This is a genomic window from Intestinimonas sp. RTP31139st1_F5_RTP31139_211217, from assembly GCF_040226735.1.
GTDB lineage: Bacteria > Bacillota > Clostridia > Oscillospirales > Oscillospiraceae > Intestinimonas > Intestinimonas butyriciproducens.
The window spans coordinates 1-5,769 of sequence record NZ_JBCOAQ010000071.1; the positions used below are offsets into that span (position 1 = coordinate 1).

Annotated in this window: 5 tRNA genes and 3 rRNA genes; all 8 read left to right on the forward strand. The window is 51.9% G+C overall.

Annotated elements, in window-relative coordinates:
- Nucleotides 1–200: 200 nt before the first annotated feature.
- Nucleotides 201–1,732: ribosomal RNA gene (locus ABUA09_RS17795) — 16S ribosomal RNA — on the forward strand.
- Nucleotides 1,733–1,840: 108 nt separating this feature from the next.
- A tRNA-Ile gene (locus tag ABUA09_RS17800) sits at nucleotides 1,841–1,917 on the forward strand.
- Between the two features lie 65 nt (nucleotides 1,918–1,982).
- Nucleotides 1,983–2,058: transfer RNA gene (locus ABUA09_RS17805), tRNA-Ala, on the forward strand.
- 269 nt (nucleotides 2,059–2,327) lie between these two features.
- Nucleotides 2,328–5,169, forward strand: a 23S ribosomal RNA gene (locus tag ABUA09_RS17810).
- A 74-nt stretch (nucleotides 5,170–5,243) separates the two neighbouring features.
- Nucleotides 5,244–5,319 (forward strand) — tRNA-Lys (locus tag ABUA09_RS17815).
- A 3-nt stretch (nucleotides 5,320–5,322) separates the two neighbouring features.
- A tRNA-Glu gene (locus ABUA09_RS17820) sits at nucleotides 5,323–5,397 on the forward strand.
- 17 nt (nucleotides 5,398–5,414) lie between these two features.
- Nucleotides 5,415–5,491 (forward strand) — tRNA-Lys (locus tag ABUA09_RS17825).
- A gap of 166 nt (nucleotides 5,492–5,657) precedes the next feature.
- Nucleotides 5,658–5,769, forward strand: a 5S ribosomal RNA gene (gene rrf / locus ABUA09_RS17830); the annotation flags it as partial.

Genomic DNA, 5,769 nt, shown 5'->3' on the forward strand with positions numbered 1-5,769 from the left:
TGGTACAATCAAAATCCCGCCGCTGGAGCGGCGTGCACCTTGTAAATTAAACAACGTGAAGAAGAAACACGAAGCACCAGAAAAGGACTTAAGGTCCTTTCTAAAGTCGCAAGACTTGGAAAGGCTCTTGACAAATTTCTTTGAAGCTATGGAAAGCTTCAATAAGATGATTTAAGGAACGGAAGTTCTTTAGATACCATTTTATTGAGAGTTTGATCCTGGCTCAGGATGAACGCTGGCGGCGTGCTTAACACATGCAAGTCGAACGGAGCACCCCTGACGGAGTTTTCGGACAACGAAAGGGAATGCTTAGTGGCGGACGGGTGAGTAACGCGTGAGTAACCTGCCTTGGAGTGGGGAATAACAGCCGGAAACGGCTGCTAATACCGCATGATGTATCTGGATCGCATGGTTCTGGATACCAAAGATTTATCGCTCTGAGATGGACTCGCGTCTGATTAGCTAGTTGGTGAGGTAATGGCTCACCAAGGCGACGATCAGTAGCCGGACTGAGAGGTTGGCCGGCCACATTGGGACTGAGACACGGCCCAGACTCCTACGGGAGGCAGCAGTGGGGAATATTGGGCAATGGGCGAAAGCCTGACCCAGCAACGCCGCGTGAAGGAAGAAGGCCCTCGGGTTGTAAACTTCTTTTGTCAGGGACGAAGCAAGTGACGGTACCTGACGAATAAGCCACGGCTAACTACGTGCCAGCAGCCGCGGTAATACGTAGGTGGCAAGCGTTATCCGGATTTACTGGGTGTAAAGGGCGTGTAGGCGGGAGTGCAAGTCAGATGTGAAAACTATGGGCTCAACCCATAGCCTGCATTTGAAACTGTACTTCTTGAGTGATGGAGAGGCAGGCGGAATTCCCTGTGTAGCGGTGAAATGCGTAGATATAGGGAGGAACACCAGTGGCGAAGGCGGCCTGCTGGACATTAACTGACGCTGAGGCGCGAAAGCGTGGGGAGCAAACAGGATTAGATACCCTGGTAGTCCACGCCGTAAACGATGGATACTAGGTGTGGGGGGTCTGACCCCCTCCGTGCCGCAGTTAACACAATAAGTATCCCACCTGGGGAGTACGATCGCAAGGTTGAAACTCAAAGGAATTGACGGGGGCCCGCACAAGCGGTGGAGTATGTGGTTTAATTCGAAGCAACGCGAAGAACCTTACCAGGACTTGACATCCTACTAACGAAGCAGAGATGCATAAGGTGCCCTTCGGGGAAAGTAGAGACAGGTGGTGCATGGTTGTCGTCAGCTCGTGTCGTGAGATGTTGGGTTAAGTCCCGCAACGAGCGCAACCCTTATTGTTAGTTGCTACGCAAGAGCACTCTAGCGAGACTGCCGTTGACAAAACGGAGGAAGGTGGGGACGACGTCAAATCATCATGCCCCTTATGTCCTGGGCCACACACGTACTACAATGGCGGTCAACAGAGGGAAGCAAAGCCGCGAGGTGGAGCAAATCCCTAAAAGCCGTCCCAGTTCGGATTGCAGGCTGAAACTCGCCTGTATGAAGTCGGAATCGCTAGTAATCGCGGATCAGCATGCCGCGGTGAATACGTTCCCGGGCCTTGTACACACCGCCCGTCACACCATGAGAGTCGGGAACACCCGAAGTCCGTAGCCTAACAGCAATGGGGGCGCGGCCGAAGGTGGGTTCGATAATTGGGGTGAAGTCGTAACAAGGTAGCCGTATCGGAAGGTGCGGCTGGATCACCTCCTTTCTAAGGAGAACTCGATGGGGAGAAGTACTCATCGAAATGTCCTAAGGTCAGGCTTTTCTGGGGAGTGGATCGCTTCACGTTGTTTAATTTAGAGGGCGCACGCCATATGGGCCCATAGCTCAGCTGGCTAGAGCGCACGACTGATAATCGTGAGGTCGGTGGTTCGAGTCCACTTGGGCCCACCACTTTCTTTCTTTGGAGAAAGAAGGAAGGCAAAGGAAGCTTTAGCAGAGCTTGGCACACCGGACGCGGGGGTATAGCTCAGTTGGTAGAGCACCTGCTTTGCAAGCAGGGGGTCACCGGTTCGAGTCCGATTACCTCCACCATTTAGAACAGATTTCAGTGCTCGATGGAGATTGAGGACTGAAATCTGTCCTGAAAGGGACAGAGGTCTGCACCTTGAAAACTGAACAATGTGAAAGAAAGTATTGAGAGCAAGCAACAGAGGGCAATTAATAGCAAATGTTGTGGAACTTTAAGATAGAATGGCGAAAGCTGTTCTAGTGAAGGGTAAAAACAATAAGCCAATTAAGAACTCTTTGAGGCCTGCATAATTCATGATCATAACGTAGAACCAGGAGATGGTTCTGCGAAAGGTCAAGCTAGAAAGAGCGCAAGGGGAATGCCTTGGCATCAGGAGCCGACGAAGGACGTGACAAGCTGCGATAAGCTACGGGGAGCGGCACATACGCATTGATCCGTAGATTTCCGAATGGGGCAACCCGGCAGAGCAATACTCTGTCAGCGTGCGTTGAATCAAATAGGCGTACGTGGGGAACCGCCTGAACTGAAACATCTAAGTAGGGCGAGGAAGAGAAATCAACCGAGATTCCGCAAGTAGTGGCGAGCGAACGCGGAAGAGGCCAAACCAGAGGATTTATTCTCTGGGGTTGTGGACTCACATAACGGTGCAATAGTTTAGCCGAATGGTATGGGAAGGCCAGCCACAGCGGGTGAGAGCCCCGTAGGCGAAAAGCGAATTGCATCAGTGAGGATCCAGAGTACCGCCGGACACGTGAAACCCGGTGGGAAACAGGGGGGACCACCCTCCAAGCCTAAATACTACCTGATGACCGATAGAGGAGCAGTACCGTGAGGGAAAGGTGAAAAGGACCCCGGGAGGGGAGTGAAATAGAACCTGAAACCTTGTGCTTACAAGCACTCAAAGCCCGTTAATGGGTGATGAGGTACCTTTTGTAGAATGGTCCGGCGAGTTATTGTAACAAGCAAGCTTAAGGTATTCAGTACCGGAGGCGCAGGGAAACCGAGGGTTAATAGCCCGTATAAAGTTTGTTGCAATAGACCCGAAACCGGGTGACCTATCCATGAGCAGGTTGAAGTGGGGGTAAAACCCCATGGAGGACCGAACGCACGTTCGTTGCAATGACCGGCGATGACTTGTGGATAGCGGTGAAATTCCAATCGAACCCGGAGATAGCTGGTTCTCCCCGAAATAGCTTTAGGGCTAGCGTTAGTTTAGATTACCGGAGGTAAAGCACTGAATGGGCTAGGGGCCGATAAGGTTACTGAACCCTATCAAACTCTGAATGCCGGCTAATTGATGACTAGCAGTCAGACTACGTGAGATAAGTTTCGTGGTCAAAAGGGAAACAGCCCAGACCCACAGCTAAGGTCCCAAATGTATGCTAAGTGGAAAACGATGTGGAGTTGCGAAAACAACCAGGATGTTGGCTTAGAAGCAGCCACTCATTAAAAGAGTGCGTAATAGCTCACTGGTCGAGTGACTCTGCGCGGAAAATATAACGGGGCTAAGCATGCAACCGAAGCTTGGGCTTGTCGCAAGACAGGGGTAGGGGAGCGTCGAATATGGGGTGAAGTCGCAGCGGGAGCAGCGGTGGACTGTATTCGAGTGAGAATGCCGGAATGAGTAGCGAGAATTATGTGGGAATCATAATGGCCGAAAATCTAAGGTTTCTTGGGGAAGGTTCGTCCGCCCAAGGTAAGCCGGGAGCTAAGGCGAGGCCGCAAGGCGTAGTCGATGCACATACGGTAGAAATTCCGTAGCCGCCGAACTTTAAGCATGCTGACACTTTGGAATAGGGGAACCCGGGCGTTGGTCGACCCGGGCGTAAGGGACCGAAAAATAGTAGGGAAGTCCTTGATGTCCAGAGGCGAGAAAAGGCATGTGGTATACTAAGGCGCCCGTACCGCAAACCGACACAGGTAGATGAGGAGAGAATCCTAAGGCCAACGGGAGAAGGGTTGTTAAGGAACTCGGCAAAATGACCCCGTAACTTCGGGATAAGGGGAGCCTGCGCGAGCAGGCCGCAGAGAATAGGCCCAAGCGACTGTTTACCAAAAACACAGGTCTATGCTAAATCGAAAGATGACGTATATGGGCTGACGCCTGCCCGGTGCTGGAAGGTTAAGAGGAGAGCTTAGTCGCAAGGCGAAGGTTTGAATTGAAGCCCCAGTAAACGGCGGCCGTAACTATAACGGTCCTAAGGTAGCGAAATTCCTTGTCAGGTAAGTTCTGACCCGCACGAATGGCGTAACGATTTGGGCACTGTCTCAACAGCCCACCCGGCGAAATTGTTGTACTGGTGAAGAAGCCAGTTACCCGCAACTAGACGGAAAGACCCCATGGAGCTTTACTGTAGCTTAATACTGGAAATCGGTAAATCATGTACAGGATAGGTGGGAGACTTGGAAGCCTGGGCGTCAGCTTAGGTGGAGTCAACCTTGGGATACCACCCTTGATTTGCTGGTTTTCTAACCTGCGGCCGTGAATCCGGTCGGGGGACACTGTTAGGTGGGCAGTTTGACTGGGGCGGTCGCCTCCAAAAAGGTAACGGAGGCGCTCAAAGGTTCGTTCAGCACGGACGGAAACCGTGCAGTGAGTGTAAACGCATAAACGAGCCTAACTGCGAGACCGACGGGTCGAGCAGTAACGAAAGTTGGAGTTAGTGATCCGGCGGTATGTGCGTGGAAATGCCGTCGCTCAACGGATAAAAGCTACCCTGGGGATAACAGGCTGATCTCCCCCAAGCGTCCACAGCGACGGGGAGGTTTGGCACCTCGATGTCGGCTCGTCGCATCCTGGGGCTGTATTCGGTCCCAAGGGTTTGGCTGTTCGCCAATTAAAGCGGCACGCGAGCTGGGTTCAGAACGTCGTGAGACAGTTCGGTCCCTATCTGTTGCGGGCGTAAGAGATTTGAAGGGAGCTGTCCTTAGTACGAGAGGACCGGGATGGACGAACCTCTGGTGCACCAGTTGTCCTGCCAAGGGCATAGCTGGGTAGCTACGTTCGGACGAGATAAACGCTGAAGGCATCTAAGCGTGAAACTCCCCCTAAGATTAGATCTCTCATCCATTAGGAGTAAGGCGCGTCGTAGACTATGACGTTGATAGGCCGGAGGTGGAAGCACGGCAACGTGTGCAGCTGACCGGTACTAATCCGCCGAGGGCTTGACCTTAACATGATTGTGCAGGCGCTTGTCCTCAACTTCTTCTTCACATTGTTCGGTTTTGAAGGTGTAGACTCTTGTATGCGCCTTTAGCTCAGTTGGTAGAGCAACTGACTCTTAATCAGTGGGTCCCCGGTTCGAATCCGTGAAGGCGCACCATATGGCCCGTTGGTCAAGCGGCTAAGACGGCGGCCTCTCACGCCGCAAACGTGGGTTCGATTCCCGCACGGGTCACCATTTTTGACGGGTTATATGCGCCTTTAGCTCAGTTGGTAGAGCAACTGACTCTTAATCAGTGGGTCTTCCGGTTCGAATCCGTGAAGGCGCACCATCTTTACCGGGTGTGTATGCTCGGTGGAGACCAGTGAAGTTTCGTTAAGGTTTTACTTGACATTTTTTGAAAAAATGAATATAATAACTTGTCGTTGGGAAGAACGGTAAGGAGAAGAAAGTTTTGTAAAGTTTCTTTTGCTTACTTTTCTTTCTGAAGAAAAGTAGTTGGTGCTGATTGCGGTGAGGGTCCACCCGTTCCCATTCCGAACACGGCAGTTAAGCTCACTTGCGCCGAAAATACTTGCCTGGAGACGGGCCGGGAAGATAGGTAGTGCC